Source organism: Donghicola sp., from assembly GCF_025210255.1.
GTDB classification, from domain to species: Bacteria; Pseudomonadota; Alphaproteobacteria; order Rhodobacterales; family Rhodobacteraceae; genus Donghicola; species Donghicola eburneus.
The window spans coordinates 26,604-52,031 of record NZ_JAOARZ010000030.1; the positions used below are offsets into that span (position 1 = coordinate 26,604).

The window sequence follows — 25,428 nt, forward strand, 5'->3', positions numbered from 1 at the left end:
CTGTAGTCCTGCGCGGTAGTCGGGATAGGCGAGTTCGACGCCGAGTTCTTCTTTGATGCGGGTGTTATCCACGCGCTTGCTCTCGGCGTAGAAGCTGCGGGCCATGGGGGTCATGTCCGCGTCCTCGAACGCGACGGCGGGGGGCAGGGGCATCCCGAGCAGTTCGGCGGCGTAGGCGATGACGTCCTGCGGCGGGGCAGGGTCATTGTCACAGACGTTATAGACGCGGCCGGGGTTGGGCTGTGCGATGCTGGCTGCCAAGACCTGCGCGATGTCGTCCACGTGGATGCGGCTGAAGACCTGTCCCTTTTTGATGATCCGGCGGGCTTTGCCTGTGCGGACCTTTTCGAAGGGGCCGCGACCGGGGCCATAAATGCCAGCGAGGCGGAAGATATGCAGAGGTAGTCCGTCGATGCTGCCCCACGCTTGTTCAGCGTTCTTGCGGGACATGCCACGCGGGGTGGCGGGGATCAGGGGCGCGTCCTCTGTCACCCAGCCGCCATCGTGGTGGCCGTAGACGCCGGTGGTGGACAGATAGCCGACCCACTCCAGTTCGCTGGCCCGCCGCGCGATGGTGTCACGATAGAGTGCAAGCACCGGATCGCCCGCGTCTTTGGGACCGGTCGAGACCAGAATATGGCTGCATTCCTCTAAGGCCGCGCGCACTTCGTCGCTGCCCCAGAGCAGGGGGATCACGCCACGCACCTCTAGCTCTGCGAAGTTCTCGGGCGAGCGGGTGGTGCCATAGACGCGCCAGCCCTGAGGGACGAGCAGGCGGTCGAGTGCTTGGGCCGAGTAACCGTGGCCAAAGGAAAGCAAAGTCTTTGTCATGCCTCATGTTTGGGCGCGGCCGTGCCGCTTTTCAAGACAACTGTCGTAAGTCTGTGATCTGAAAATGTGCATTCTGCCCGTATTCTGAGCAACGCCCACTTGCGGCGCTAACGAAATTGGTCACACTCGGTACATGACACAAGCTGCTTTTAAATCCTGGCCGGACGTTGCGGCCAATCTGGTGGCCGTCGCCGCGGGGCGTGCGCCGGCTGATCTGGTTTTGAAAAATGGGCGGTGGGTGAATGTCCACACCCGCGAAGTGATTGGTAACACTGACATTGCGATCAAGGATGGACGCTTCGCCTATTGCGGGCCGGACGCCAGCCATTGCATCGGCGAAGGCACCGAGGTCGTCGATGTGGCGGGGCGCTATATCATGCCCGGGCTATGCGACGCGCATATGCACATTGAATCGGGGATGCTGACACCGGCGGAGTTTGCCCGCGCTGTGATCCCTCATGGCACGACGACCATGTTCACCGATCCGCACGAGATCGCGAATGTTTTGTGTCTGGACGGCGTGAAGATGATGCATGACGAGGCGCTGATGCAGCCCGTGAACATCTTTACCCAGATGCCAAGCTGTGCTCCCTCGGCGCCGGGCCTAGAGACGACCGGGCAGGAAATCACCCCCGAGGATGTGGTAGAGGCGATGGCATGGCCGGGGATCATCGGGCTGGGAGAGATGATGAACTTCCCCGGTGTGATCAACGCCGACCCCAAGATGCTGGCCGAGATCGCGGCGACCCAGCGCGCGGGTAAAACGGTGGGCGGCCACTATGCCAGCCCCGACCGAGGGCCTGCCTTCCACGCCTATGCGGCGGGCGGTCCGGCTGATGACCACGAAGGTACCTGCGAAGAGGATGCCATTTCCCGCACTCGTCAGGGGATGCGCCACATGATGCGGCTTGGGTCCGCTTGGTATGATGTGGAGACGCAGATCACTGCGGTCACCGAAAAGGGGCTGGACCCGCGCAACTTCATCCTATGCACGGATGACTGCAACGCGGGGACCTTGGTGAATGATGGCCATATGAACCGCGTGGTGCGCCATGCGATTGAATGCGGTTGCGACCCGCTTATCGCGATCCAGATGGCGACGATCAACACCGCCACCCATTTCGGGTTGGAGCGGGAATTGGGGTCGATTGCCCCCGGCCGCCGCGCCGATGTGATCCTGACCTCGGATCTGAAAACCCTGCCGATTGAACAAGTCTATGCCCGTGGTCAGCTGATCGCCGAAGGGGGCGAATGTCTGGTCGATTGCCCTCATTTCGACTGGCCCGATTCCGCGCGGAACACCGTGCATCTGGATCAGGACCGCGTGGCGGCGGACTTCGAGATCGCCGCGCCCGAGGGTAAAAACACCGTCACCGCCAAGGTCATCGGTGTCGTCGAAAACCAAGCCCCGACCAAGGCGCTGACAGCTGAACTAGCCGTCACCGATGGCTTGGTGCAGGGCGATCCCGCGCAGGACATCTGCCAGATCGCGTTGGTGGAACGGCACCGCGCGACCGGTGGCGTGACGAACGGGTTCGTCAGCGGCTTCGGCTACGACAAACCGATGGCGATGGCCTCGACCGTGGCGCATGACAGCCACCACATGATCGTGGTCGGAACAGACCGAGAGATGATGGCACGGGCCGCGAACCGACTGGCCGAGGTTGGCGGCGGCGTGACCCTGTTCGCCGATGGCGAGGAGAAGGCGCTGGTTGAACTGCCGATCGCGGGCCTTATGTCCGACGACAACGCCGCGACCGTGGCGGCCAAAGCAACCGCCCTAGGGCACGCCATGCAGGCTTGCGGCTGCACCCTGAACAACGCGTTCATGCAGCATTCGCTGCTGGCGCTGGTCGTGATCCCCGCCCTGCGCATCAGCGATTTGGGGCTTGTAGATGTCACCAAATTCGAAATCACGGACCTGTTTGAAGAAAGCTAATCCATAAATGAACAAGCCCGAACTACCGATTGAGACCCCCGAAATTCGGGGCCACGAATACTTCACCGACGCGAAGGCCGCCGTGGCGCGCTTGCGTGAACTCTATGACGAGGCGACAGGCTATCTGCATGACCGCTTTCAAGAGTTGATCGAAGGGGCTGAGCATCGGTCGCGGTATCGAGCCTACTACCCCGAGATCCGCTTTGTCACTTCGACCTTTGCCAAGCTGGACAGCCGTCTGAGTTTTGGTCACGTGGTCGAGCCAGGCACCTATGCCACGACCATCACGCGGCCCGATCTATTCTCGAACTACCTTGAGCAGCAGATTGGCCTGTTGATTGAGCATCATGACCAGCCGGTCGCTATTGGTCCCTCGCAGACGCCCATGCCGATTCACTTTGCCGTCCTTGGCGACGAAGAGATCGTGATCCCTCAGGATGGCGCGGCAACTTTCCCCCTGCGAGATGTGTTCGACGTGCCGGACCTGAACATTACTCACGATGCCATCGTGAATGGTGAAGGGTTCACCTATCCCGATGGTGCGCGCCCCTTGGCCCCGTTCACCGCACAGCGCGTCGACTATTCGTTGGCGCGTCTGGCCCACTATACGGCCACCGACCCAGCGCATTTCCAGAACCACGTTCTGTTTACAAACTATCAGTTCTACGTCGAAGAGTTCGAAGCCTACGCGCGGCAGATGCTGGCAAACAAGGCCAGCGGCTACACCTCCTTTGTCTCTACCGGAAATGTAGAAATCACCGAGGCGGACCAAGAACTGGAAACACCCAAAAAGATGCCTCAGATGCCCACCTACCATCTGAAGAAGGCGGACGGCAGCGGTATCACTTTGGTAAATATTGGTGTCGGCCCGTCCAACGCTAAAACGGCCACCGATCATATTGCCGTCCTGCGCCCGCACGCTTGGGTGATGGTGGGTCACTGCGCTGGGTTGCGGAACACGCAGGCCTTGGGTGACTTCGTGCTGGCGCACGCCTATTTGCGCGAAGATCATGTTCTGGATGCAGATTTGCCGGTCTGGGTCCCGATCCCTGCACTGGCTGAAATCCAGATTGCGTTAGAAGATGCGGTAGAAGAGGTTTCGGAACTCGAAGGCTACGAGCTGAAGCGCATCATGCGTACCGGAACAGTTGCGACCATCGACAATCGTAACTGGGAGCTTCGCGATCAGTCGGGGCCGGTTCAACGACTGTCCCAGTCGCGTGCCATCGCGCTCGACATGGAAAGTGCGACCATCGCTGCCAATGGCTTCCGCTTCCGCGTGCCCTACGGAACGCTGCTCTGTGTGTCGGACAAACCGCTCCACGGAGAGCTGAAATTGCCTGGTATGGCGAGTGACTTCTATAAAACTCAGGTTGCACGTCACCTATTGATTGGCATTCGGGCAATGGAAAGGCTGAGTGAGATGCCGCTAGAGCGTATCCATTCCCGTAAACTACGGTCATTTGAGGAAACAGCCTTTCTCTGAACTGTGATAAATCCGCAAAAATCTGCAATGTGGCCTTGAAAAAAAGGCCATTCAGATTGTCTTGTCCTGATATTTCGCGTTAGATGCCCCAACACGTACCCAGCGACGACTGGGAATAAAAATATACGGAGACCAGAAATGGCAAAGCCTATGACGAAAACCCAACTGGTTGCGGCTCTGGCCGAGGAGATGGGGGCAGAAAAGAAAGCAGCTGCGCAGGCACTGGACGCAGTGACCGCGATCATTACTCGCGAAGTTGCAGAGGGTGGTTCGGTAACCCTGCCTGGCGTTGGCAAATTCTACTGCCGCGAGCGCCCCGAGCGTATGGTGCGTAACCCCGCCACCGGCGAGCAGATCAAAAAAGAGGCCGACAAGGTCGTCAAAGTGACTGTTGCCAAGGCACTGAAAGACAGCGTCAACGGCTGATCTTTTTGCGGGTTCCGCAAGGTTTCAAAGGGTCTCTGCCACTGCAGGGGCCCTTTTCTTTTTGCTGGGCTTTCTTGCGTCCGCTGCATGGCTGACATGACGCAGCTTTCGCTGGCGCCGCGCAAATGTCTCTGGCAGGGTTCGCCGACGACCAACCCGGAGAGACCCCATGGATATTCGCGCGATGCTGGCCGGACTGGCCTTTGGACTGATGTGGTCCTCGGCCTTTACCTCTGCGCGGATGATTGTCGCCGAAGCGCCCCCACTGACGGCCCTGTCCCTACGGTTTTTGGTGTCTGGTGTGATCGGCATCGTGATTGCCTATGCGCTTGGGCAGCGCGCCCGCCTGTCTGCGGCCCAGTGGCGGGCGACAGTGATCTTTGGTCTTTGCCAGAACGCTTTGTATTTGGGTTTGAATTTCATCGCAATGCAGACGGTCGAAGCCTCTCTTGCGTCCATTGTTGCCTCGACCATGCCGCTCTGGGTCGCACTTGTGGGCGTCTCATTCTTTGGCCAAACTGTCCGCCCAATTGGCTGGATCGGCCTGATTGCAGGCATCGCAGGGGCCGCCTTGATCATGGGAACGCGTGTGCAGGCAGGCGCCGATCCTTTCGGTCTGCTGCTCTGTGCGATTGGCGTGGCGTCCCTCTCCGCCGCGACGTTGTCAGTGCGTGTCGCCTCGGCCGGAGGCAACCGCCTGATGGTTGTCGGTCTGCAAATGATGGTCGGCTCCATCGCGCTGCTGCCGTTCGCGATGATCTACGAATTCCCGACGCTGGACGTCACACTTACCCCGCGCCTGACGCTCGCCTTCCTGTACACAACTCTCATTCCGGGACTTCTGGCCACTTTGGTCTGGTTCTGGCTGGTCGAGCGGATCGGAGCCGTGCGCGCCGCGACCTTCCACTTCCTGAACCCCTTCTTCGGGGTCGCAATCGCCGCGCTCCTGCTTGGCGAAACCATCGGTACCCTCGATATAGTCGGCGTCGCAATCATCGCGGCAGGCATCCTCGCCGTCCAACTCTCCAAAGAGGCCCCGCAAACAGAAAAGCGCCCCGCGTAACAGCTAGGGCGCCCTCATTTCATCTTTGCCAAAATACTCCGGGGTCCGGGGCAGAGCCCCGGCGCTTAGCCGATTTTCCCTTGGTTCACGCCAACGTGGCCACGGTGCAGCAGCAGGTGGTCAAGGATGACACACGCCATCATCGCCTCGCCCACGGGCACCGCACGGATACCAACGCATGGGTCATGACGGCCCTTGGTGATGATCTCGGCCGGCTCGCCCGCTTTGGTGATGGTCTTGCGCGTTGTCAGGATCGAGGAGGTCGGCTTTACCGCAAAGCGTACAACCACATCCTGACCGGTCGAAATCCCGCCCAAAATACCGCCCGCGTGGTTCGAGCTATACTCTGGTCCATTCGGCCCCATGTAAATCTCGTCCGCATTGGCACTGCCGGTCAGCGACGCTGCGGCCATGCCTTCGCCGATCTCGACCGCTTTCACGGCGTTGATGCTCATCATCGCAGCCGCCAGATCGGTGTCGAGCTTGCCATAGATCGGAGCACCCAGTCCCGCAGGAACGCCCCGCGCGACCACTTCGATCACAGCGCCGACGCTCTCGCCCGATTTCCGCAGACCGTCCAGATACTCGGCCCAATCATCCGCCGCCACAGCGTCCGGCGTCCAGAAGGGGTTTTGCTCAATCTGATCCCAGTCGAATCGCGCACGATCAATACCGTGTGGTCCCATCTGGGTCATATAGCCTTTGATCTCGATGCCGGGCACCAGCTTGTCCAGCGCGGCGCGGGCCAAGCCACCTGCCGCCACGCGGGCCGCCGTTTCACGGGCGGATGAACGACCGCCGCCGCGATAATCGCGGATGCCGTATTTCTGCCAGTAGGTGATGTCAGCGTGACCGGGGCGGAACTTCTCGACGATATCGCCATAGTCCTTGGACCGCTGGTCCGTGTTGCGGATCATCAGTTGGACCGGCGTGCCGGTGGTCTTGCCCTCGAAAACACCCGACAGGATCTCCACCTCGTCCGGCTCGCGGCGCTGGGTGGTGAACTTGTTCTGACCGGGCTTACGCTTGTCCAGCCAGACCTGCAGCATCTCGGGCGTGATCTCGACGTTCGGCGGGACCCCGTCCACCGTTGCGCCCAAGGCAGGTCCGTGGCTCTCACCCCAAGTGGTGACGCGGAAGATGTGACCAAAGGTATTCAAGCTCATTGGGCTGGCTCCTGTTGCTTGGGGACGTTCGATAAAGGACGCCTGCGCCAGTGGCAAGCGCGGCCCTTGCATCATGCCCCGCGCCGCTCTAGGTGTGGGGGCACCTCGGGGTGGCTGGAAACAGCCTGAGATGCGTCATCGCGAACCCGTTGAACCTGAACCGGTTAGAACCGGCGGAGGGAAGGTTGGTTTTCTGGTTCACAGGTCCAAACCGTCTCCGCCCGTAACAGTAGGAGACGCCCCATGAACAAGGCGCTTGTATTTGCAACGGGTCTGATCGCAGCCACTTCGGCAGCCGCCGAAGACAAGCCCGTGCTGACGATCTATGCCCCAGACTATTTCACCAGCGAATGGGGCCCCGGTCCCAGCATCGAACAGGGTTTCGAGGCGATTTGCGCCTGTGACGTCCAGTATCAGGCCGGCGACGTGCTGCCCCGCCTGCTGCTAGAAGGCGAGCGCAACCGCGCGGACGTGGTGATCGGCCTGAACACCGACGTCAGCAAACAGGCCCGCGAGAGCGGCCTGTTCGCGCCTCATGGTCAGGATCTGTCCGGTCTGACCCTGCCGATTGAGTGGAGCGACGACACGTTCTTCCCCTTCAACTGGGGCTACACCGCGTTCGTTTACAACAACGAGAAAATGGCGAACCCGCCCGCCTCGTTCGAGGAATTGGTGAACGCCCCCGATGACGCGTTCAAAGTGGTGCTTCAGGACCCGCGCAGCTCGATTTCGGGTCTGGCAACCCTCCTGTGGGTCAAGTCGATCTACGGCGACGACGCGCCTAAGGCATGGGCCAAGCTCGCGCCCAAAGTGCTGACCGTGACCAAAGGCTGGTCCGAATCTTATGGTCTGTTCACCGATGGCGAAGCGGACATGGTGATGAGCTACACGACCTCGCCCGCCTACCACATCATCGCCGAGGGCGACACGACCAAAGAGGCCGCGATCTTCCCCGAGGGTCACTACTTCATGGCCGAGCTGGTGGCGAAAACTGCGACGACCCAGCAGCCCGAGCTGGCGGATCAGTTCTTGGCCTATGTCCTGAGTGAAGAGTTCCAGAAGATGATCCCGACCGCCAACTGGTCTTACCCGTCGGCGCTGCCGCGGGATCAGTGGCCCGATGGCTTCCGTGAACTGCCCATGCCGGATCAGGCGATCTTCTACTCAGAAGACGAAGCCGCTGCCCTGCGCGATGCCGCGCTCGAGGAATGGCTGACCGCCTTCGGGGGCTGATCCCCCTCATTGCCGCTGCGCTGGTGGGTGCGGCGGTGCTCTTGCCTCTGGCCGCCGTCATCTGGCGGGCCGGAGGTCTGTCCCCCTTGGATAGCCGGTCGTGGGATGCGGTTTGGTTCACTCTGTGGCAGGCCGCCCTGTCGGCAGTGCTGTCTGTTGGGCTGGCGGTGCCTGTGGCCCGGGCGTTGGCGCGGCGCCGGTTTCGCGGTCGCGCGGCGCTGGTGGCTTTGCTAGGGGCTCCGTTCATTCTGCCGGTGATCGTGGCGATCCTGGGGTTGCTGGCCGTGTTCGGGCAGCAGGGGTGGCTGTCTGACGTGCTGGGGCTGTTTGGGCTGCCTGCGGTCAAGATTTACGGGCTGCACGGCATGCTCTTGGCCCATGTGTTTTTCAACCTGCCTTTGGCAACGCGCCTGTTGTTGCAAGGATGGCAGGACATTCCGGCCGAGCGGTTCCGTCTGGCTGCCACGTTGAACCTGCGCCCTTGGACGATGTTTCGGCTGATCGAATGGCCAATGCTGCGCCGGATTGCACCGGGGGCAGCGATGGTCATTTTCGTGATCTGCCTGTCGTCTTTCGCGGTAGCGCTGACCTTGGGTGGAGGGCCCAAGGCGACGACGGTCGAGTTGGCGATCTATCAGGCGTTCCGCTTTGATTTCGACATTGGCAAGGCCGCGCAATTGGCTGTGGTGCAGCTGGTGTTGGCCGGTGGGGCGGCTTTGATTGCCATGAAAGTGACGCTGCCTGAGGCTGGCTTTGGCGGATTGGACCGTATGGTTCCGCGATGGGATGGGAGCCGCATTGTGGACGGGTTCTGGATTGCGCTGGTCGCGCTCTTTCTGTTGTTGCCGTTGGCCGCGATCGGCCTGCGCGGCGCGGGGGCTTTGTTCAGTTTGCCAGCTTCGGTGTGGCAGGCGGCGGTTTACTCTGTCTCTGTGTCGATCGGGGCGGTCGTTGTGACCTTGGCTTTGGCGCTGCCGCTCGCGCTGTCCCGTCGGAAGTGGGTGGAGCTGGTTGCGCTTCTTGGGATCGCCAGTTCCCCACTTGTGTTGGGCACAGGCTTGTACTTGATGATAAATCCGTTCATTGCGCCGTGGGATGTGGCGCTGCCAGTCACTGCGGGCGTTAATGCTGTGATGGCGCTGCCCTTTGCTCTGCGCATTCTGCGCCCTGCAGCGGCGCAGATCGAGGCAGAGCATGGACGGCTTGCTGATAGCCTTGATCTATGCGGGTGGGCGCGTCTGAGATGGGTGATGTTGCCACGCCTTGGGCGCCCCTTGGGGTTTGCGGCAGGCTTAACAGGTGCTCTCGCTATGGGGGATTTGGGGGTCATCACACTGTTCGCGAACCCCGATACTGCAACCTTGCCATTGCAAATGTACCGCCTGATGGGCGCTTACCGGATGGAACAGGCGGCGGGCGCGGCGCTATTGCTGCTGATCCTGAGCTTCGGGCTGTTCTGGATTTTTGACCGCGGAGGACGCGCCAATGCTGACGCTTGAGCAACTGAACATTGTGCAAGGTGACTTTGGCCTGCGCGCGGACTGGAGTGTGCCTGCAGGCACCCGAGTGGCTATCATCGGTCCCTCGGGCGGGGGAAAGTCGACCCTGTTGGGGGCCATTTCTGGATTTGTCGAGGCGTCTGGTCGAGTGCTGTGGGCGAATGCGCGACTGGATGGCTTGGCGCCTGGCAAGCGGCCAATTGCAATGTTGTTTCAGGACCAAAATCTCTTTCCACACCTAACTGCCGCACAGAACGTCGGATTGGCGCTGAGCCAGAAGCGGTTGATAGAGGCAGAGCGCTCGCGCGTCGAGAACGCTCTCGTGCGCGTGGGGCTGGAGGGGCTCAACAATCGTAAACCCGCGCAGCTGTCGGGTGGACAACAAAGCCGCGTCGCGCTGGCGCGGCTTTTGTTGCAAGACAGGCCGCTCTGGCTGCTCGACGAACCCTTCGCAGCGCTCGGTCCCGGTTTGCGGTCGGAAATGCTGGCCTTGGTGCACCAGATCGCCGAAGAAGTTGGTGCCACCGTATTGATGGTGACCCACGACCCCGAAGATGCGCGCCGCTTTGCCCAAGCAATTGTTATGGTTGACCAGGGCATCGCGCAGGCACCCCGACCCACGGAACAGGTCTTTGCTCATCCAGATGCGGCACTGCGCGACTATCTGGGCCTATAAGCGGTTTGAACTGCCCTATGCGGCACGACGGCCATTTGCCAAGAAGCCCCGTTCCGCCTAATGGAGAACCAGAGCGTCAGGCATGCCTTGCCTGCGCCCCCTAATTTCGAGCGAGAGATCTGCCCATGACCGCCAAGAAACGTATCGTCCTGTCCAGCGACCACGCCGCGATCGAGCTGCGTCAGGCCATTGCCAAGCACATCGAAGAGCAAGGGTACGAGGCCGTAGACATCGGTCCGACCACGACGGACAGCGTGCACTACCCCTCGATGGGTGAGGCCGCGGCGCAGAAGATTGCGTCTGGTGATTGCGAGCTTGGAATTATCCTGTGCGGCACCGGTCAGGGCATCATGATGGCTGCGAACAAAGTTAAGGGCATCCGCTGCGGTGTCTGCAACGAGACCTTCTCGGCCAAGATGATCCGCGCGCACAATGACGCGCAAATCCTGTCGATGGGCGCGCGCGTGGTTGGCCAAGGGCTGGCGCTAGAGATTGTCGACGCGTTCTTGTCGACCGAGTTCGAGGGCGGCCGTCATGGGCTGCGTGTGGACATGATCAAGGCCATGGAAGACTGATCCTTCCCTGTTGATTGTTTGAAGAGGCCGGTGCGAAAGCGCCGGCCTTTTTCCTTGGCGCGCCGCACCCAAAGAAAAAGCCCCGCCAGATTGCTCTGACGGGGCTCTTTAATTCGTGCATCAGACGATTAGTCGTCTTTGCGGCCGTACTTGATGGGGGCCCAGATGCGCTTGTTGGTCAGGTACAGTAGAACTGCCAGAACCGCGAGGAAGATCACACCGGTCAGACCTGCGGTCTTGCGCTGCATCATCTTGGGTTCTGCGGTCCACATCAGGAACGCGGCAACGTCCTGAACTTCGTGGTGCAGCTCGTTCGAGTGACCGTCGTCAAACTCAACATCTTCGCCCATCAGCGGGGGCGCCATGCCGATCCAGCTGCCGGGGACAGTGTGATGACCTTCTTCGTCAAGGCACTGCTCGGGGTAGCCACCTGCGGTGAACACAGTGTTGTAGTAGCCGGTGAAGTCCTCGGGGGCACATTCAGGGGCTTCTTCGTAGCCAGCCAGCAACGACGCGATGTATTCGGCGCCACCCATGCCCTTGACGATCTGGTTGATACCCAGACCCAGAGGACCATGGAAGCCAGCGCGACCTTTGGCCATCAGGGACAGGTCAGGTGCGTCTACAGCGTCGTTCGCAGGAAACTTGTCTGCAGGGGTCGCAGGACGGAAGTCGTCGATCGATGCGTCAAAGACTTCGATTTCCGACGCGTAGGCACGAACCTGATCTTCGGGAAGGCCGGGGCCGGTTTCATCACCCAGAGTGCGCAGCGGTACGTAACGCAGACCGTGGCACGCTGAGCAAACCTCGGTGTAGATCTTCAGGCCGCGCTGCAGCTGGTTCTGATCGTAGGAGCCGAAGGGACCTTCGAAAGAGAAGTCGAAGTCTTCGACGTGGGCTTCGCCGCCTGCTGCCAGCGCACCCCCGGCCGACAGGCCGAGAGCAGCGATCGCAGTAAGGGTCAGTTTCCTAATCATTTGGGTCACCTTTCTTACTCGGCAGGGGTGGCGTCAGCCGACTTGCCGTAATGCGCTTTGAAGTCGTCTTCGATGGTCGCGACCGGGGTCTCGGGCTTCTCGAAGATGCCAAGCAGCGGCAGAACTACCAGGAAGTATGCGAACCAGTAGGTTGCACCCAGCAGCGAGATGTAGGGGTAGATACCTTCGGCGGGCATTGCACCGGCCCACATCAGAACCATGAAGTCGACGCAGAGCAGGCGGAACCACCATTTGAAGGCAGGGCGATAGCGGCCCGAACGAACGCTCGAGGTGTCCAGCCAAGGCGCCAGCGCCATGACAGCGATCGCACCGAACATCGCCAGAACACCAAAGAACTTTGCGTCGATGATGCCGAACGAGATCCAGCTTGCGAACTGAACAACCCAGACTTCCGAGTCAAACGCACGTAGGATCGCGTAGAAGGGCAGGAAGTACCATTCGGGAACGATGTGCGACGGAGTCGCCAGCGGGTTAGCTTCGATGTAGTTGTCGGGGTGGCCAAGGTAGTTGGGCATGAAGCCAACAACTGCAATGAACACGGCCAGAACAACTGCCAGAGCGAACAGGTCCTTGATCACGAAGTAGGGCCAGAAGGGCAGGGTGTCTTTCTCTGCTTCGGCTTTCGAGGTGCGGCGAACTTCAACACCAGTGGGGTTGTTGTTGCCGGTCGAGTGGAAGGCCCAGATGTGGACCACAACCAGACCTGCGATCAGGAAGGGCAGCAGGTAGTGCAGCGAGAAGAAGCGGTTCAGCGCGGGCTGACCAACAGCCGATGCACCCAGCAGCCATGTCTGGATCGCTTCGCCAACAAAGGGAATCGCGCCGAACAGACCGGTGATAACTGCGGTACCGTGGAACGACATCTGGCCCCAAGGCAGAACGTAGCCCATGAACGCGGTACCCATCATCAGCAGGTAGATCAGCATGCCGATGATCCATGTGATTTCACGGGGCGCCTTGTAAGAGCCGTAGAACAGACCACGGAAGATGTGCAGGTAAACAGCAACGAAGAACAGCGATGCGCCGTTCATGTGCAGGTAGCGGATAAAGTGCCCGCCATTCACGTCACGCATGATGTGCTCGATCGAAGCGAACGCCATGTCGACGTGGGGGGTGTAGTGCATCACCAGAACAACGCCGGTAATGATCTGCAGAGCCAGGCAGAACGTCAGAATGATGCCCCAGATCCACATCCAGTTCAGGTTCTTTGGGGTGGGGATCATCAGAGTGTCATACAGCAGGCCGATGATCGGCAGACGGCTGTTGACCGCTTTGGTGAAGCCGGACTTCGGCTCGTAATGGTCGTGTGGGATACCCGACATAGTTAAATCTCCTCTCCCTTAACCCAGTTTGATCGTGGCATCGTCCACGAACTCGGCAACGGGGATGTGCAGGTTCTGCGGCGCGGGTCCTTTGCGGATACGGCCAGCGGTGTCGTAGTGCGAACCGTGGCAGGGGCAGAACCAGCCACCGAAGTCACCTGCGCCGTCACCCAGAGGCACACAGCCGAGGTGGGTGCAGACACCCATCTGAACCAGCCATTCGCCGTTTTCGTCCATCGCGCGGTTTTCGTCGGTCGCGGGCACATCGCCAGCGTCGTTTGCGTTGCGCGCAACGGGGTCGATCAGCTCGCTCACTTCGACGGCACGGGCTGCTTCGATCTCGGCTTCGGTACGACGACGGATGAAAACAGGCTTACCCTGCCACAGCACGGTCATCTGCGATCCGACTTCCAGTGCGCTCACGTCCACACGGATCGACGACAGCGCTTTCACGTCTGCCGAGGGGTTCATCTGATTGACGAGGGGCCAAATTGCGGCACCTGCAGTCACCGCACCTGCGCCAGCTGTGGCGTAGTAGAGGAAATCTCTGCGGGTGCCTTCGTGATCTTCTGCGTGGGACACGAGGTTTCTCCATTCTCTTGTCGACCGAACTCCAAAGAATGCCAGAGCAAAGCCGAACCGATACAGATTTGGGCCACGGATTGCCGCAGCCCTTGTCATCACGCGCTATTTAACGAGAGGGTTTGCATCCGTCCAGCGGACATTCGAGCGCATCTGCAGCATGACGGTCGGGAAAATGGTCCGAGTCGCCGCAAATCAACAGTAATGCGTCAGAACACCACAGCCTATCAGCGCAGAGGTGCATTCAATGGCCGTGCGTGGAGAATCAGTTTGGCGTCTGGTTTCGGCAGTGTCTTCGGTATTGCTGGCCAACTGATTCTGACAGAAAAGCCAAGACTTCCGTGCAGGTTAGGCCAACAGCTGTCCGCCAGAGATACCTTGGATTTTCGCACGGACGATCTGGCTTTCGGGCTGATCGGTATCGAACAGAACTTCGGTGAATTGCTCGGTCCGGCCCATGCGGGGATTTTCCAGCAAAATCGAATGGTCCCGTCCGACTTGCGACGAAAGGTGCATCTGTACGCGGCGCTCGCCGGCATCACGCAAGCGCGCGGCCCGTTCCTTGATGGCTTTGCCGTTCACTTGAGGCATCCGTGCGGCAGGAGTGCCGGGGCGGGGCGAGTAGGGGAAGACGTGCAGCCAAGTCAGGTGACACTCGTCCACCAGCTTTAGCGAGTTTTCGAAGTGCGCGTCGGTTTCCGTGGGAAAGCCCGCAATGATGTCCGCGCCAAAGGTCATTTCGGGTCGCAGTTTGATCGCCTCTTCGGCAAAGCGAATGGCGTCGTCGCGCAGGTGGCGGCGCTTCATGCGCTTTAGGATCAGGTCGTCGCCGTGCTGCAGCGACAGGTGCAGGTGGGGCATCAGGCGGGGTTCTGTCGCGATGGCCTGCATCAGGGCCTCGTCGACCTCGATGGAATCGATCGAAGAGATTCGCAAACGGGGCAGGTCGGGCACCAGTTTCAGAATGCGAAGCACCAGATCGCCCAGCTTTGGGGTGGCGGGCAGGTCTGCGCCCCAGCTGGTCAGGTCCACGCCAGTCAGAACGACCTCGTTGTAGCCGCGCTGAACCAACCGCTTGATCTGATCCACCACGACGCCCGCAGGGACGGACCGCGAATTGCCACGACCAAAGGGGATAATGCAGAAGGTGCAGCGGTGATCGCAGCCGTTCTGGACCTGTACATAGGCGCGGCTGCGGGTGCCGAAGCCGTCGATCAGGTGGCCAGCGGTTTCGGTGACGGACATGATGTCGTCGACCTGCACGCGCTCGGTCTCGCCGATGAAATTCGGGCCCTTGGCCAAGCCCTGCCACGTTTCCGCCTGCATCTTTTCGGTATTGCCGATGATGTGGTCGACCTCTTCCATTTCGGCAAAGGTCTCTGGTTCGGTCTGCGCGGCGCAGCCGGTGACGATGATCTTGGCGTCGGGGTTTTCGCGGCGGATACGGCGGATTTCCTGACGGGCTTTGCGGACCGCTTCGGAAGTGACGGCGCAGGTGTTCACCACATGGGTGTTGGACAGCCCGGCCTGCTGGCTCAGCTCTTCCATCGCGTGGGTTTCATAGGCGTTCAGACGACAGCCCAAAGTGGTGAACTTGGGCGCATCAACCATTGTGAGCCTCTAGGAATGCCGGGGTAAAGGTGCCGCTGAACACATGGGCGGTCGGCCCCTCCATCCAGACGCCGTCGTCGCGCCAGACGATGACCAGATCACCAATCTCGAGGCTGATGCGGACCTTGCGGCCTGTGATGCCACGGCGGGCAGCAGCCACAGCGGTCGCACAGCTGGACGAACCGGACGCCATGGTGATGCCGGTGCCACGCTCCCATACCCGCATCCGCAGGTGGTCAGGGCCGATCAGGTGCGCGACCTGAACATTGGTGCGCTCTGGGAACATCGGATGATGTTCGTGGGCAGGGCCAAAGGTCGTCAGGTCCACAGCCTCGGCATCATCGACAAAGAATGTGCAGTGCGGGTTGCCCATGCCGGTCGCGACGGGGTCGCCGTCGATGGGCAAGTGCAAAGTGTCGATGTCCTGCGCAATGGGCACTTCGTTCCACGCCAGCAGCGGCGCGCCCATGTTTACACGGGTCAGGCCGTTGCCTGCATCCTCGCAGGGCAAGAGGCCGTGCTCGGTCTCTAGCACCAGACGGTCTACCCGGCGGGTGTCCATCAGATGGCGGGCGATGCAGCGGGTGGCGTTCCCGCAAGTCGCCGACAAGGAGCCATCGGCATTATAAAAGACCAAACGCGCGTCGGCGCGATCCGACTCCTCGATCACGGCCAACTGGTCGAAACCGACGCCCGTATTGCGGTGGGCAATCGCGGAGACCAGCGAATCCGACAGTCCACTGGGGACGTCGGTTCCATTGATCACTACGAAGTCGTTGCCTAGCCCGTGCATTTTCATGAAGGGCAGGCCGGAAGAAGCGGTCTGTGTCTGCATGGCGGGGCATATACGCCTGCCGTCCAGATGAATCCAGCGGGTGACACAAAAAGTTTGCAATTCTCTATTGACCGCTGTCCCGCAAACCCATAGAGGAGGCTCCCTAAGTGGGCCGTTAGCTCAGTTGGTAGAGCAACTGACTTTTAATCAGTGGGTCGCAGGTTCGAATCCTGCACGGCTCACCACTTATCCAATTCATCGCTGTTTTCCCGTTTCTTTCAACGAGGTTACTGCGTCTTGGCGTTGGCTTCAGGCGCTCAGGAAAAAGAGTCAGCTTTTTCGGATTCTTCTATTGACCGCCTTGCCGTGACCCCTTAGAGGAACGCCTCAAGTGGGCCGTTAGCTCAGTTGGTAGAGCAACTGACTTTTAATCAGTGGGTCGCAGGTTCGAATCCTGCACGGCTCACCACTTACCAGAAAATATGAATATTTGGTCGCGTTTTAGCGTGTTCTGATTCTGAATGCTTCGTCGGCCTGACAGAAGGAACAGGGCGCCCGAAGGCGCCCTCTAAGTCATCAGATGTCGAACTTGACGCCTTGCGCCAGTGGTAGTTCGCGTGAGTAGTTGATCGTGTTCGTGGCACGGCGCATGTACCCCCTCCACGCGTCCGATCCGGATTCGCGGCCCCCGCCAGTCTCCTTCTCACCCCCAAAGGCTCCGCCGATCTCGGCGCCAGATGTGCCGATGTTCACGTTGGCAATGCCGCAATCGCTGCCAGCCGCCGAGAGGAACAGTTCTGATTCTCGTAGGTCGGTGGTGAAGATGCTGGAGGACAGACCCGCCGCGACGGCGTTGTGCGCCTCGATCGCTTCTTCAAAGTCGGTGTACTTCACGATGTAGAGAATCGGCGCGAACGTCTCTTCCAACATCGGGCCGCACTGAGAGGGCATTTCGACAATCGCAGGGCGCGCGTAGTAGGCATTTTCTGCGCCCGTATCGACGCGGCCCCCACCGTGTACAGTGCCGCCCGCAGCCTTTGCGTCGGCCAGAGCCTTTTCCATATTCTCGAAGGCCGCTTTGTCGATCAGCGGACCGACCAGAGAGTCGGTTTCCAGCGGATTGCCGACACTGACGGATTCGTAGGCTTTGATCAATCCGGGGACGAGATCATCATAGACGTCCGCGTGGACGAACAGACGGCGCTGGGTGGTGCAGCGCTGGCCAGCGGTCCCCATCGCACCGAACGCGACCGCACGCAGGGTCATGTCCAGATCAGCCGAAGGGCAGACGATCCCGCCGTTGTTCCCGCCAAGCTCTAGGATGCAGCGACCGAACCGTGCGGCGACTTTTGGTGCGACGATGCGGCCCATGCGGGTCGAGCCGGTGGCAGAAACCAAAGCGACGTCGGGGCTTTCGACCAGAGCGTTCCCCACATCAGCGCCGCCGATCAGAACTTGGGCCAAGCCTTCGGGTGCGTCACCAAAGCGAGCGATGGCACGCTTCAGAATGGCATCGCATGCCAGCGCCGTCAGAGGCGATTTTTCTGACGGTTTCCAGACGACCGAATTGCCGCAGACTAGTGCCAGCGCGGTGTTCCAAGACCAGACCGCCACGGGGAAGTTAAAGGCTGAAATGACACCGACTACACCCAAGGGGTGCCACTGCTCCATCATCCGGTGGCCAGGGCGTTCTGTAGCTATGGTCAGGCCGTAGAGCTGGCGCGACAGGCCGACCGCAAAATCGCAGATGTCGATCATCTCTTGCACTTCGCCAAGGCCCTCGGACGGGATCTTGCCTGCCTCGATGGAAACCAGACGACCAAGGTCCTCTTTGGCGGCGCGCAGTTCCTCGCCAAACAGGCGAACCAGTTCGCCGCGTTGCGGGCCGGGGGTGACGCGCCACGCCTTGAAGGCCTGTTTGGCAGTCGCGATCGCGGCGTTGGCGCTATCGATGGTTGCTTCGGGCAGAGCGCCTGTCTGCTCGCCAGTGACTGGGCTGTAGCTGGCGAGCGTGCCGCTGGTATAGGCGGCCTCGTCTACGCCGAGTTTCGACAGAATCTCTGCAGCAGCGTTGGAAAGGGTCATTCTTACTCTCTTCTGTTGTGCCCTTCGGTCGGGCGAAGGAGGCGCGTCACTCTGCGGCGGCGGCGCCTGTGGTCAGGATGGAAATGCAGCGAATGCGCGATTGGTCTTCGATCTGCTGATAGTGATCAAATTCGTTAAGCACGGGCTGGCCCAAATCGGCTTCGAAGCGCTGTTGATTGGGGCTTGCGGCGAATTCCTGTGCAGACTCGTCGCCGAGATTTGACTGGAAGATGCCAGCGGCGCTGACGGGTAGGAAATCTTCGTAGATGATTGGGTCGATGCGCAGGTAGCCAGCCGCCAGTAGGCTGTCTGCGTCTGTCTCGGTCAGTTGTCCGGTGGCGGCCGCTCCTTTGTCGGTGAGCGACCATTCAAAATACCCCAAACCGGCCGCGCGGATCTCGGTCAGATCGTCCGGAAAGTCCGAAAACGTCGCGCTTAGGGTCGACATATACTCTGCCGCGTTAGAGCCATCTGCTGCTGGAAGGCATCTGGCGCGCGTCGCTGTAAGCAGATGGTCGTACAGGGCGCGGCCCTTGGGGGTCAGTGCCTGACCGCGCGCCTCTATTTCGCCAAAGCGGGCGGTGTGGGACCCTTCGACCCCGTCGAAACTGACCGCCTCTGACAGCGCCTTGAAACTTGTCTGGCGCAAGAGAACCGGGCAGTCGCGGCGCGGTGGGCCCTCGACGACGGCTTTGGGGGCGATGCCGTGATCGGGCATCAACTGTTGGACGCGGTCGATATCCAGTGTGCGCGGGGTCAGATGGTTGATGTGCGGCCCGCGAAAGGACACCACGTCCGCGATTAGTCGGTGGGCGTCGTGAAGCCGTTTGTAGAGGTCCGCGTTGACGTTGGCTTCGGGGTGCCAGCGAAAGGTTTCGAGCGCTTCGGCGACAAAGGCATCCGCCTCTGCATCGGTCAGCCCACCTTGCTTTTCCGCCCGTTCAATGAGCTCTAGGCACCGTGGGGTGTAAATCTGCCGCGCGTCCAGCACCATGCGGGCAGTATCACGAAGAGCTTCGTCCGCTATCAAGTCGAGTCGCAAGAGTGAGGTAAAGACTCGAAACGGATTGCGGCGCAGGGCTGTCTCGCCTACGGGGCGGAACGCAGTTGAGTGCACGGGGACGCCAGCTTCGGTCAGGTCGTAGTACCCGACAGGGTGCATGCCCATGATAGCGAAAAGCCGCCGGATCGTTTTAAGTTCCTCGGCTGTGCCGAGCCGGATCGCTCCGTGCCGTTCCTCGGAAATACGAGACAGCTGATCTGTTTCCTCAAGATCTGCGCGCAATGTAGTGTTGCCGTCCAGCACATCGGCATTCACGTCTGCAACGATCTGCATGAGGGTGCCGTAAGCTGGGACTTCGGTCCGATACATCTCTGACATTGCTGCGGAAAAGCGGCTACGGATGTCGTCGGGATGGGTGAATTCTGGTTCTGACATCTGGATGACCTCAATGTGGCAAGCGAATTGCAATGACCTTACATGATGTGACGAGGAAATGTTGTGACGCCTTGGCTCGACGTTATTCCCAAGCGGAATGATCAAGCCTTTGCGCGACAAAGTCACGGTCTGTTTTGAAGAGAAAAAAAGGAGGTCCGAAAAGAAAATGACCCGACGCGATGCGCCAGGCCATTCCCAATTTCACTGAAGCCGCTCTGCTTCTTTAAACGAGCACTCGATACCAAAAAACTTGGAACTCATACTCGACAGCACAACACGCTGTCGTTGGGATGGTTGTATACAATCAACTACCCTAAGTCTATAATACCTTAGACACAAAACACGTAAGCTTACGTTACGTTACCTTACGTTAACGGCAACTAGAGGGCTACCTAGTACCGCTTCAATGTATCTCCGAAGGCGATGCGCGGTGTCAGCTCCACGATTCTTTCGGGATCTGGAGAATCTGCGTCGTTTCTTGCTGCGATGATTTCAGCAGCTTTTTGGCCGATCTCTTTGCGGCAGGCATCCATCGTCGCCAGTTGGCGCGGCAGACCGTCCAACAGCTCGACCCCATTAAAGCCAGCGAGGCCGATCTGACCCGGGATGTCGATCCCTTGCTCCAGTAGCCACAGCATGCCGCCTGCGCCGATCATGTCGTTCGAGTAATAGATGAAGTCCAGATCTGGCGTGCGTTCGAGCAACTCTTGGGTCAGTTCGCGCCCTTTGAGCAATGCAGACCCGCCAGAGTAGAACTCCTGATCTGCGATCTCGATACCTGCTTTAGCGAGCGCCTCTGTGAATCCTTCGAAGCGTTTGCGGGCACGGTGATCCATCGGCATCTTTGTGCCAAGGAAGCCGATGCGCTTGTAGCCTTGCTTGATGATCGCCTGTGCCATCTCGCGGCCCGCACGGCGATGAGAAATACCAACCATGCTGTCGACGCATTTGCCATCCACATCCATGATCTCAACAATAGGAATGCCCGCAGCGACCATCATCGCACGTGCGGCATCCGAATGTTCAAGACCTGCGATGATGACGCCCGACGGCCGCCAAGAAAGCATCTCGTACAAAACGCGCTCTTCGGTCTCTGGATTGTAATCGGTCACGCCCACAACGGGCTGCAAGTCAGTCTTGCTCAGGACCTCGTTGATGCCAGTCATCACGTTTGGAAAGACCATGTTCGACAGGCTCGGAATCACGACGCCCACCAGATTAACGCGCTGGCTAGCCAACGCTCCGGCAATCTTGTTCGGGACATAGCCCAGTTCACGCGCCGCCTTGAGGACCCGTTCGCGGGTTGCCTCTGACACGTCGCCGCGGTTCCTGAGAACGCGGCTGACTGTCATTTCGGAGACGCCCGAGGCTTCGGAAACATCACGCAGAGTAAGCGGGCGCGTCGGGGTATTGGTCATGGCCGTTCCGTCTATTGCTTATTTCCATCTTTGTCCCAACCGGCCCGAGTGTCCAGTACGAACCATTAGGGTTGCGCTGGACATTTGTTTTAGCCACAAGAGGCCCGCGTGGCCCCGTGGCTCAACTGGATAGAGCAGCCCCCTCCTAAGGGGCAGGTTACAGGTTCGAATCCTGTCGGGGTCGCCATCACACTTGATTTTATTTAAGATATTGATTTTTAATATTAAAAACATTGGTCAGCCTTGGTGTTCCCCACACGCTCACCCCACACGTTTTATGGCTGCTTTGCTTGGCTGCTAATTGTTAGAGTTGTTTGGGGTGGTCAGATGCGCTTCGTCGATTGGAAGCTCCTGCAAGTGCGTGGGTTTGCTGTGATGGTGAAGTATTCTGATGTGCGCCGAGGGAGTGCACGAAAGTGTGTATCTATCCCCAATCGGGAACAATTTCTGTCAAAATAAGTATAATATATAACCGTACCGTGAGATCGACGTAACTGTCTGATCTGCTGTACAAAGGTTCACAGGAAGCGGTTGGCTCCAACTCTTTTTTTGAAAAATTCGCAAACTTTTGGTTGAAAAATCGAGTTGTGTATTTTGATAATAGAGGATAGACGCCCGCCACCAATGCTAACTATTTGAACTTCTTATGGCCGCTGCAACGGCTTTACGAAGGGTACGAGCGACAATGGGAAACTACGGTCTCCCACCGCCCGTGCCGGTACCGGACGTAAGAGCGAACTCTCACCGGCTTAGGCCAAGAGCAGTAATGGGTCATGTGACACCTCTCTAGCTAGATCGCAGAGCAGGGCTCTGCTCCCCGATAACACACCATTGGTCATCGCCTTCGATGCTTTTGGTGCGGGCAGAGGTGGTGACGGGCGCCCACGTTCAAATCAACATGATACACACTCGTGGTCAAGATGACTCAATGCCTAAGTGTGGTAATTTAACCAATTGATAGCGCTCTATACCGATAGTAAGCGTTATCCCAAAAGATAGCTTTTTGCTTTCAAAATGTTCTTTTGGGTGTAGTGTTTCGAGAGAGGGAGAAAAAAATGGAATTTCCGAAGGAGTTGCAAGACGCCTTGGTTGCCTTGCTCGAAGAGCGATTCGACTTTTCTGACGTCACGCTGAAATCTATTGAAATCGATGAAGATGCTGGTGAGCTGCGGATTGTTATAATGGTCGGCACCGAGGTCCCGCCTGAAAACTTTGCGCGTGGTTTCTTTGGACTGCCCAGCCTTGTACAGCGCAAGATTGCGGACCGTGCCTCCACACTCAGTGAATTCTTCCCTGTGATAACGCCAGAGATTTCTCAACCCGCACATGCCTGACACTGATCTTGCCGAGGGATATCTTCGGACTGCTGAACTCTTGGCAAACAGCGATGATGAAGAGCCGTCGCAGACGGCGATACGCAAGTCGATAAGTTGCAGTTATTATGCGATTTTCCATGGCTTAGCGCGTACCTTGGCAAATTCTCTAATTGGAGAGCCCGTTAAGGGGAGGTCGAATAGGGCATGGGTCGAGATCTACCGAGGGTTGGATCATGGAAGTTGTAAGACGGCTTGCAAGAAAGTTGTAAAGATAAACTTCCCTCCTGCTGTGAAGGACTTTGCGCATCAGTTCGTTCAAATGCAGGATAACCGCAAAAGGGCGGACTATGATCCGCTCTTTCGCCCAACGCGGTGGGATGCTCTGACTCTGATAGCTCTTGTTCGGCTCGCCCTCGAAGCCCTTGATGGTGTTGAGGACTACGATAAAAAGGCGTTTGCCACCTTTGTCTTGATTACGACACCCGGTGCCAAGCACTCTCGTGAAACTCATAAAGATGGAAGCAAACGAGATATTATTCTTGTTGAGCGCCCAGCCTGACAAACACTCTCGGCTCTATTGCTTCTGATTGGCTGATTGGGCGTAGCGATAAACCGATCTCTCTGAAATCTGTAGCCTAAGCGCGATTTCTTTCTTCGTTTTCCCCTCCGACAGAAGTCGATTTATTTCTATTGCATTCAGGCGTGCTGACGGATGTCTGCCCTTGTACTTTCCTGCCAGTCTCGCTTTGACGATCCCCTCGCGCTGTCGTTCCAGCATCATTTCGCGTTCGAACTGAGCTACTGAACCGAGCACATTTAACATAAGTTTTCCAGTGGCTGTCATCGTGTCCAACCCTAGGTCAAGGACGCGTAATCCTATGTCGCGTTCTGTGAAGCTGTCGATGAGTTCGCCAAGGTGGCGCACGGATCTTGCGAGGCGATCCAATTTGGCAACGACAAATGTGTCTCCCTCCCTGCAGAAGCTCATAGCTTCGTTGAGAGCTTCTCTAGTTGCGATAGAGCTTACTTGCTCTGCGAAGACTTTGCTGCAACCAGCGGCCCTCAGTGCTTCTCTCTGCGCCTCTAGGCCGTGCTTCTGTTCTAGTGTTGATGTGCGTGCGTATCCAACGAGCATGGCTGCTTCTCCAATCTGCCATTGATCTCTAAGGGCTTGCGGCAGAGAACCTGCCAAAAGTCGAAACCGACTTCATTTACAGCCTATTCCGGCACCCTGATTGGTACGCCACTAGACCAAGGCCTATTGGCAGGTTGAGAATTGGGTTCTCGTCGGAAGGGGGGTGGGGTCTGGAGAGGCGACTTCAAAAAAAGGGGGAATGAGCTTGTTCTTATTATTGTCTTTTCGAAGGAACGTTGCTCAGTGATCGAACACCGCTCCTTCTTGGCTCCAAGTTCCTTAACTCCCAACGTTATGCTCTAGGTCGTGCTTAGAGGGTCTCCTTTGGTCAGCGGTGGTGAAACCACTAATCAAGGATAGGTCTAAGGGTATCCCAGTCCCTAGCTGCATTCTCGCTTCAGTCTTGGTTCAGCATTCGCACGTGCTTTGAAGCAATCTCGAAGGGTTTCTTCTACTATCGCCGCTTTCGATGCTGGGACTATTAGGCTGTCATGGACAGGGAGAGCAGGCGTATCCGAAGCCTCTCGAAGCCTCTCCATCGCGGAGAAAAGTATCTCTGACTCGATGTGCTGTAGCTTAGACCAGTCCAAGTTAGCGACGGACACCTCCGTCAGTACGGGGTAGGCATCGATCATGATCTGGGAGGCTTTCGAGGCAGTCATGCTCTTGGGTAAGGGTATCCCAGCCTCTGCCATCTCCTTTCTGAAGCCCATCGGCCATCGTTCGAGTGGGCGTTGCTGCGTCAACATCAAGTTCACTGTGCGCTTCGCTACGGCTCTGTTTAAGCCGTCGATGCAGTATGGATCAATATTGGCCTCTAGAGGTTGCCCACGGAGCCCTGAGAAGATCCTGAAGTGGCTTGCAGAGATGTCTATCTCGACAGTTGCTTCCCCTTCGATAGTGATCGTTTGTCGAAGTTCGCTGCTTTGGCTTTGGTAGCTGTTAGGAACGCGATCGTACAACCTGCCTCCCATGTCATAGTCGAAGTTCGGCTGATCCCCATTATTGAAGATCCTAGTGAATGTTGGAGTTGGGAAAGGGGCGATATCGAAGGCTGAGATGAACTCGTTGACGCTTTCGACCCTGTCAGTCTCAGTGTCGAGCTTGTCGCTGGGCGGCAGGGGCATGCTGCCACGGCTTACTCTTCCGTACTGGTCGCGTGTTTTGCCCTTCTTAACAGCGATAGGTGGGATTGAACGGCGGTCAGGGGAAAAGTGGTCCCAAATCGAATTGGAGCAGATCCCGAAAGAACGGCAGAACTCAATCAATTTAGAAGTTGGGCGAAAGCGGGCACAAAAGCCACGGCTCGACATTCGCTCACTCCCAGACGCAAAGGCATCATTGAATCCTGTTTGGATGTCGAGCCAGCCTAACTTCGGCCAGATGTCCTTAATCTGCCGGAAGGTAGTGTCGTCGAGCAGCGAATCTTTCCGATGTTGGTGGGCGCTAGGACAGTACGAGAAGCCCATAGAGGCCGTCTGAGTACTGCCAAGCAGCAATTCCGCAAGGAAGGCTCCGATGGCCTGTCTGGCGGTCCTTAGGCGCTTTTTGGTGGGCGCTCGGAGGGCTGTGTTCTTAACATGGTTGCGCTCGGTTCTGGTGATTTCCTCAACCGCTACACATAGGCTAAATGCATCTTCGCTGTTGGGCCTCATCTGGCCTCGGATCATCCTTGCTGCTCGAAGTTGTTCAGGTGTTGCTTTCAGGTTCATGGTAAGCATTCGGCGTAGGCCGTGGGGCCGTCAATGCGCGCGGTCTTGATCCATTTCGATGAGTTCTTTCAGGTTTTCGATCCCGAACGGGGTAAATGCGATGACGCTGTCGTCGCCGAGGCCGTAGACCCATATGACGCCG

At 58.5% G+C, this 25,428-nt stretch carries 21 protein-coding genes, 3 tRNA genes, 1 pseudogene and 1 riboswitch; of the genes and pseudogenes, 13 read left to right on the forward strand and 12 right to left on the reverse strand.

The features are described 5' to 3' along the window. A pseudogene (locus N4A58_RS14985) lies at window positions 1-831 on the reverse strand (SDR family oxidoreductase); the annotation flags it as partial. 133 nt (window positions 832-964) lie between these two features. On the opposite strand from N4A58_RS14985, the gene ade reads away from it, so the two are divergent. From ade to N4A58_RS15005, 4 genes are all read left to right on the forward strand, one after another. Further along, window positions 965-2,770, forward strand: coding sequence for an adenine deaminase (gene ade / locus N4A58_RS14990; RefSeq protein ID WP_293710966.1), 1,806 nt, complete (start codon window positions 965-967; stop codon window positions 2,768-2,770). A 7-nt stretch (window positions 2,771-2,777) separates the two neighbouring features. After that, complete coding sequence (locus tag N4A58_RS14995; protein ID WP_293710968.1) at window positions 2,778-4,256, forward strand: AMP nucleosidase; 1,479 nt, start codon at window positions 2,778-2,780, stop codon at window positions 4,254-4,256. A gap of 138 nt (window positions 4,257-4,394) precedes the next feature. Further along, entirely contained in the window at window positions 4,395-4,682 is a 288-nt protein-coding gene (locus N4A58_RS15000) for an HU family DNA-binding protein (RefSeq protein ID WP_072708604.1), read from the forward strand. A gap of 169 nt (window positions 4,683-4,851) precedes the next feature. After that, window positions 4,852-5,745 carry a DMT family transporter gene (locus N4A58_RS15005; protein WP_293710970.1) on the forward strand — a complete coding sequence of 298 codons (894 nt, stop codon included), beginning with the start codon at window positions 4,852-4,854 and terminating at the stop codon, window positions 5,743-5,745. Window positions 5,746-5,810: 65 nt separating this feature from the next. On the opposite strand, the gene aroC is transcribed toward N4A58_RS15005, so the two are convergent. Beyond that, entirely contained in the window at window positions 5,811-6,911 is a 1,101-nt protein-coding gene (gene aroC, locus N4A58_RS15010; RefSeq protein WP_293710972.1) for a chorismate synthase, read from the reverse strand. 96 nt (window positions 6,912-7,007) lie between these two features. Continuing rightward, window positions 7,008-7,110, forward strand: a riboswitch (TPP riboswitch). A 44-nt stretch (window positions 7,111-7,154) separates the two neighbouring features. Between aroC and N4A58_RS15015 the strand changes: the two genes are divergently transcribed. The 4 genes from N4A58_RS15015 (at window position 7,155) to rpiB (ending at window position 10,894) form a co-directional block, all read left to right on the forward strand. Then, window positions 7,155-8,144, forward strand: coding sequence for a thiamine ABC transporter substrate binding subunit (locus N4A58_RS15015; protein ID WP_293710974.1), 990 nt, complete (start codon window positions 7,155-7,157; stop codon window positions 8,142-8,144). Further along, window positions 8,120-9,643, forward strand: a complete 1,524-nt coding sequence (locus N4A58_RS15020; protein WP_293710976.1) for a thiamine/thiamine pyrophosphate ABC transporter permease ThiP — start codon at window positions 8,120-8,122, stop codon at window positions 9,641-9,643. Before N4A58_RS15015 ends, N4A58_RS15020 begins: the two co-directional genes overlap by 25 nt. Continuing rightward, on the forward strand, window positions 9,630-10,319 hold the full coding sequence (locus N4A58_RS15025; RefSeq protein ID WP_293710978.1) for an ATP-binding cassette domain-containing protein: 690 nt from the start codon (window positions 9,630-9,632) through the stop codon (window positions 10,317-10,319). Before N4A58_RS15020 ends, N4A58_RS15025 begins: the two co-directional genes overlap by 14 nt. A gap of 125 nt (window positions 10,320-10,444) precedes the next feature. Beyond that, entirely contained in the window at window positions 10,445-10,894 is a 450-nt protein-coding gene (gene rpiB / locus N4A58_RS15030; protein WP_293710980.1) for a ribose 5-phosphate isomerase B, read from the forward strand. A gap of 128 nt (window positions 10,895-11,022) precedes the next feature. Here the strand turns inward: rpiB and N4A58_RS15035 are convergent, their stop codons facing one another. From N4A58_RS15035 to dapF, 5 genes are all read right to left on the reverse strand, one after another. After that, window positions 11,023-11,871: a cytochrome c1 gene (locus N4A58_RS15035; RefSeq protein ID WP_293710982.1), complete on the reverse strand. Its 849-nt coding sequence runs from the start codon at window positions 11,869-11,871 to the stop codon at window positions 11,023-11,025. A gap of 14 nt (window positions 11,872-11,885) precedes the next feature. Next, window positions 11,886-13,214, reverse strand: coding sequence for a cytochrome b N-terminal domain-containing protein (locus N4A58_RS15040; protein WP_293710984.1), 1,329 nt, complete (start codon window positions 13,212-13,214; stop codon window positions 11,886-11,888). Window positions 13,215-13,232: 18 nt separating this feature from the next. Then, window positions 13,233-13,796: a ubiquinol-cytochrome c reductase iron-sulfur subunit gene (gene petA, locus N4A58_RS15045; protein WP_293710986.1), complete on the reverse strand. Its 564-nt coding sequence runs from the start codon at window positions 13,794-13,796 to the stop codon at window positions 13,233-13,235. A 348-nt stretch (window positions 13,797-14,144) separates the two neighbouring features. Then, a complete protein-coding gene (mtaB, locus tag N4A58_RS15050; RefSeq protein ID WP_293710988.1) occupies window positions 14,145-15,407 on the reverse strand; it encodes a tRNA (N(6)-L-threonylcarbamoyladenosine(37)-C(2))-methylthiotransferase MtaB in 1,263 nt (420 codons plus the stop codon). Beyond that, a complete protein-coding gene (gene dapF / locus N4A58_RS15055; protein ID WP_293710990.1) occupies window positions 15,400-16,242 on the reverse strand; it encodes a diaminopimelate epimerase in 843 nt (280 codons plus the stop codon). The genes mtaB and dapF overlap by 8 nt, the downstream gene beginning before the upstream one ends. A 109-nt stretch (window positions 16,243-16,351) precedes the next feature. On the opposite strand from dapF, the gene N4A58_RS15060 reads away from it, so the two are divergent. Together N4A58_RS15060 and N4A58_RS15065 are read left to right on the forward strand one after the other, a co-directional pair. After that, window positions 16,352-16,427 (forward strand) — tRNA-Lys (locus N4A58_RS15060). A 148-nt stretch (window positions 16,428-16,575) separates the two neighbouring features. Beyond that, window positions 16,576-16,651: transfer RNA gene (locus N4A58_RS15065), tRNA-Lys, on the forward strand. 107 nt (window positions 16,652-16,758) lie between these two features. On the opposite strand, the gene N4A58_RS15070 is transcribed toward N4A58_RS15065, so the two are convergent. From N4A58_RS15070 to N4A58_RS15080, 3 genes are all read right to left on the reverse strand, one after another. Then, window positions 16,759-18,267: an aldehyde dehydrogenase family protein gene (locus tag N4A58_RS15070; RefSeq protein WP_293710992.1), complete on the reverse strand. Its 1,509-nt coding sequence runs from the start codon at window positions 18,265-18,267 to the stop codon at window positions 16,759-16,761. 46 nt (window positions 18,268-18,313) lie between these two features. Further along, on the reverse strand, window positions 18,314-19,705 hold the full coding sequence (locus N4A58_RS15075; RefSeq protein WP_293710994.1) for a VOC family protein: 1,392 nt from the start codon (window positions 19,703-19,705) through the stop codon (window positions 18,314-18,316). 392 nt (window positions 19,706-20,097) lie between these two features. After that, window positions 20,098-21,123 (reverse strand): LacI family DNA-binding transcriptional regulator, encoded by a 1,026-nt coding sequence (locus N4A58_RS15080; protein WP_072708573.1) that lies wholly within the window; start codon window positions 21,121-21,123, stop codon window positions 20,098-20,100. 110 nt (window positions 21,124-21,233) lie between these two features. Here N4A58_RS15080 and N4A58_RS15085 point away from each other — a divergent pair. The 3 genes from N4A58_RS15085 (at window position 21,234) to N4A58_RS15095 (ending at window position 22,998) form a co-directional block, all read left to right on the forward strand. Then, window positions 21,234-21,310 (forward strand) — tRNA-Arg (locus N4A58_RS15085). An 868-nt stretch (window positions 21,311-22,178) separates the two neighbouring features. After that, window positions 22,179-22,457 carry a hypothetical protein gene (locus N4A58_RS15090; protein WP_293710997.1) on the forward strand — a complete coding sequence of 93 codons (279 nt, stop codon included), beginning with the start codon at window positions 22,179-22,181 and terminating at the stop codon, window positions 22,455-22,457. Continuing rightward, on the forward strand, window positions 22,450-22,998 hold the full coding sequence (locus N4A58_RS15095; RefSeq protein WP_293710999.1) for a hypothetical protein: 549 nt from the start codon (window positions 22,450-22,452) through the stop codon (window positions 22,996-22,998). Before N4A58_RS15090 ends, N4A58_RS15095 begins: the two co-directional genes overlap by 8 nt. 15 nt (window positions 22,999-23,013) lie before the next feature. Here N4A58_RS15095 and N4A58_RS15100 read toward each other — a convergent pair whose 3' ends face one another. Both N4A58_RS15100 and N4A58_RS15105 read right to left on the reverse strand, forming a co-directional pair. After that, window positions 23,014-23,574, reverse strand: coding sequence for a recombinase family protein (locus N4A58_RS15100; protein WP_293711000.1), 561 nt, complete (start codon window positions 23,572-23,574; stop codon window positions 23,014-23,016). A gap of 380 nt (window positions 23,575-23,954) precedes the next feature. After that, entirely contained in the window at window positions 23,955-25,286 is a 1,332-nt protein-coding gene (locus N4A58_RS15105) for a hypothetical protein (protein ID WP_293711002.1), read from the reverse strand. Between the last annotated feature and the right edge of the window lie 142 nt (window positions 25,287-25,428).

What these genes read in the sequence shown, in the direction of transcription:
- N4A58_RS15090 (WP_293710997.1), top strand. Translation starts at nt 22,179, where the DNA reads ATGGAATTTCCGAAGGAGTTGCAAGACGCCTTGGTTGCCTTGCTCGAA.
- N4A58_RS15020 (WP_293710976.1), top strand. Translation starts at nt 8,120, where the DNA reads ATGGCTGACCGCCTTCGGGGGCTGATCCCCCTCATTGCCGCTGCGCTG.
- dapF (WP_293710990.1), bottom strand. Translation starts at nt 16,242, where the DNA reads ATGCAGACACAGACCGCTTCTTCCGGCCTGCCCTTCATGAAAATGCAC.
- N4A58_RS15040 (WP_293710984.1), bottom strand. Translation starts at nt 13,214, where the DNA reads ATGTCGGGTATCCCACACGACCATTACGAGCCGAAGTCCGGCTTCACC.
- N4A58_RS14995 (WP_293710968.1), top strand. Translation starts at nt 2,778, where the DNA reads ATGAACAAGCCCGAACTACCGATTGAGACCCCCGAAATTCGGGGCCAC.
- aroC (WP_293710972.1), bottom strand. Translation starts at nt 6,911, where the DNA reads ATGAGCTTGAATACCTTTGGTCACATCTTCCGCGTCACCACTTGGGGT.
- N4A58_RS15070 (WP_293710992.1), bottom strand. Translation starts at nt 18,267, where the DNA reads ATGACCCTTTCCAACGCTGCTGCAGAGATTCTGTCGAAACTCGGCGTA.
- N4A58_RS15025 (WP_293710978.1), top strand. Translation starts at nt 9,630, where the DNA reads ATGCTGACGCTTGAGCAACTGAACATTGTGCAAGGTGACTTTGGCCTG.
- N4A58_RS15035 (WP_293710982.1), bottom strand. Translation starts at nt 11,871, where the DNA reads ATGATTAGGAAACTGACCCTTACTGCGATCGCTGCTCTCGGCCTGTCG.
- N4A58_RS15105 (WP_293711002.1), bottom strand. Translation starts at nt 25,286, where the DNA reads ATGAACCTGAAAGCAACACCTGAACAACTTCGAGCAGCAAGGATGATC.
- N4A58_RS15015 (WP_293710974.1), top strand. Translation starts at nt 7,155, where the DNA reads ATGAACAAGGCGCTTGTATTTGCAACGGGTCTGATCGCAGCCACTTCG.
- N4A58_RS15100 (WP_293711000.1), bottom strand. Translation starts at nt 23,574, where the DNA reads ATGCTCGTTGGATACGCACGCACATCAACACTAGAACAGAAGCACGGC.
- N4A58_RS15000 (WP_072708604.1), top strand. Translation starts at nt 4,395, where the DNA reads ATGGCAAAGCCTATGACGAAAACCCAACTGGTTGCGGCTCTGGCCGAG.
- N4A58_RS15080 (WP_072708573.1), bottom strand. Translation starts at nt 21,123, where the DNA reads ATGACCAATACCCCGACGCGCCCGCTTACTCTGCGTGATGTTTCCGAA.
- rpiB (WP_293710980.1), top strand. Translation starts at nt 10,445, where the DNA reads ATGACCGCCAAGAAACGTATCGTCCTGTCCAGCGACCACGCCGCGATC.
- N4A58_RS15005 (WP_293710970.1), top strand. Translation starts at nt 4,852, where the DNA reads ATGGATATTCGCGCGATGCTGGCCGGACTGGCCTTTGGACTGATGTGG.
- ade (WP_293710966.1), top strand. Translation starts at nt 965, where the DNA reads ATGACACAAGCTGCTTTTAAATCCTGGCCGGACGTTGCGGCCAATCTG.
- N4A58_RS15075 (WP_293710994.1), bottom strand. Translation starts at nt 19,705, where the DNA reads ATGTCAGAACCAGAATTCACCCATCCCGACGACATCCGTAGCCGCTTT.
- N4A58_RS15095 (WP_293710999.1), top strand. Translation starts at nt 22,450, where the DNA reads ATGCCTGACACTGATCTTGCCGAGGGATATCTTCGGACTGCTGAACTC.
- mtaB (WP_293710988.1), bottom strand. Translation starts at nt 15,407, where the DNA reads ATGGTTGATGCGCCCAAGTTCACCACTTTGGGCTGTCGTCTGAACGCC.